This window comes from Microbacterium sp. Bi128 (assembly GCF_918698205.1).
Window position 1 is genome coordinate 1 of sequence record NZ_CAKKMM010000898.1, and the last position, 2,097, is coordinate 2,097.

A 2,097-nucleotide genomic window follows, 5' to 3' on the forward strand; every position below is an offset into this window, starting at 1 on the left:
ACCTCTCCGTAACCCGCGACGGCGCCGCGGTCTCCCTGCGCGCCCGGGGCTGGTCGGCAGACCTGGCCAGGACATCGTCCTCGATCCAGACCCACATTTACGTGACTGATCCGTCCGGGACCACCAAGGGCTATGCCTGGCAGGCCAACCAGCCCCGGCCCGATGTTGACCAGGCCCTCGGTTACGGTCCGTTGCACGGCTTCGACGGCACGGTCCGGATCACGGCGTCGGGCACGTACAAGGTCTGTGCCTACGCCATCGGGTCCTTCGGCAACACACTCCTGGACTGCAAGTCGCTCCGGGCCACCGGGGTGGAGGCACCGACGGGGTCTTTCGACAGCTTCGGCCAGGTCCGCACGGCCGACAAGGTCACGCTACAGCTCAAGGGCTGGGCAGCCGACCTCGCCAACCCCTCGGCTTCCAGCTATGCCGACGCCTACGTCACCGACCCGGCCGGGAAAACCACCGGGTACCGGATGAGCGCCAACGTCGCCCGGAAGGATGTCGCGGACGCGACCGGCCTGGGGCTGGCCCATGGCTTCGACTACCAGGTCAAAGCCACCGTTCCGGGATCGTACCGTGCGTGCGTCTACGGGATCGGGCGAAACGCCAACGTGCTGCTGTCCTGCAAAACCACAAACGTCGAGGCCAACCCCGCACCCTTCGGCTCCTACGATTCGGTGTCCCTCACCCAGGCGCCCAACGCCGCGAACTTCCAGGTGAGCGGATGGGCACTGGATCCGGTGCAGCCAGGCAAGAGCGTGCCCGTGCACGTCTACGTCCAGTCGCCCAACGGAACCAATCCCGGCTACGCCTTCACCGCGAACCGCCCGCGTCCGGACGTCAACGCCGCGCTGCAGACGGTGGGTGACCACGGTTTCCAGGTCTCGGTCCCGCTGACCAGTGCCGGGAAATACACCGTGTGCGCCTATGCCATCGGCATCGCCCCGGTCACGGCCGGCAACACCCTGCTGGGCTGCAAGTCCATCAGCGCGGCCCCGACACCCGCCACCATGGGTTACCTGGATGCCGCCTCGATCCAGGTCATCAGCGGCAAAGCCTCCATCAAGGCATCCGGCTGGACCCTGGATCCGTCCTTCCCGGCCTCATCGATCCCGGACCACGTCTACGTGACCTCGCCTGACGGGATCCGGAAGGGGTACGCCTTCATGGCCGACCAGAAGCGCCCGGACGTCAACCGGTCCCTCGACACGGTCGGCAACCACGGCTTCACGTCAACGGTCCCCATCACCCAGCGCGGCCAGTACCGGGTGTGCGCCTACGGCGTCGCCGTCTCGATGCTGAGCCTGAACAACTCTCTGCTGGGTTGCCGATCGCTCACGTATTAGCCGGCCCCGGCTGACGCCGCACCACGCAAAAGAGACCGGCCCCCGCACATGCGGGGGCCGGTCTGCGTTCAGGTGCCCGGGGCGAAGACCGTTAAATCAGGAACCGAGGTAGTCGCTCAGCCGCTCCGCCGCGGAAGGAACGGTGAACCCGGTCGCCTTGATTTTGTCCAGGTTGAGGGCGCTGTTCAGCGGCCGCGGCGAGACGGCCTTGCCCTTGAAGTACTCCTCGGTGCTCACACCGGTCACGGCCTCCCGCGGCTTGCCGGAGAGTTCGTAGACGTCCGCGGCGATGTCCGCCCAGGACTGCTGCTCCCCGTCGTTGCTGAGGTTGTAGACGCCGAACTCGGCGCCCGATTCCAGCAGGTGCCGGATGCCGGCGGCGATGTCTTCGGTGAAGCTCAGCCGCCCGATCTGGTCATCAACCACCGACGGTTCGATGCCGCGCTCGGCCAGCGAGGCCATGGTGCGGACAAAGTTGTTGCCCTCACCGATCACCCAGCTCGTGCGCACAATGTAGTGCCGGGGCACCACACTGACGACGGCGTCGCCCGCGGCTTTGGTCTGGCCGTAGACGCCCAGCGGCGCCACCGGCTCCGATTCGTCGTGCGTGGCGCGCGTGCCGTCGAAGACATAGTCCGAGGACACGTGCACCAGGGTGAGGTCGTGTACGACCGCGGTGCGCGCCAGCCGCGCCACGGCCGTGACGTTGACTGCCCAGGCGGCCGCGCGGCCCTCGGCCGACTCGGCG

At 67.6% G+C, this 2,097-nt stretch carries 1 protein-coding gene and 1 pseudogene; one reads left to right on the forward strand and one right to left on the reverse strand.

What is annotated here, in order from left to right:
• A pseudogene (locus LQV45_RS27770) lies at positions 1-1,349 on the forward strand (glycoside hydrolase); the annotation flags it as partial.
• 96 nt (positions 1,350-1,445) lie between these two features.
• Here LQV45_RS27770 and LQV45_RS27775 read toward each other — a convergent pair.
• A partial coding sequence (locus LQV45_RS27775) for an NAD(P)-dependent oxidoreductase (RefSeq protein ID WP_230010100.1) occupies positions 1,446-2,097 on the reverse strand: 652 nt, incomplete at its 5' end.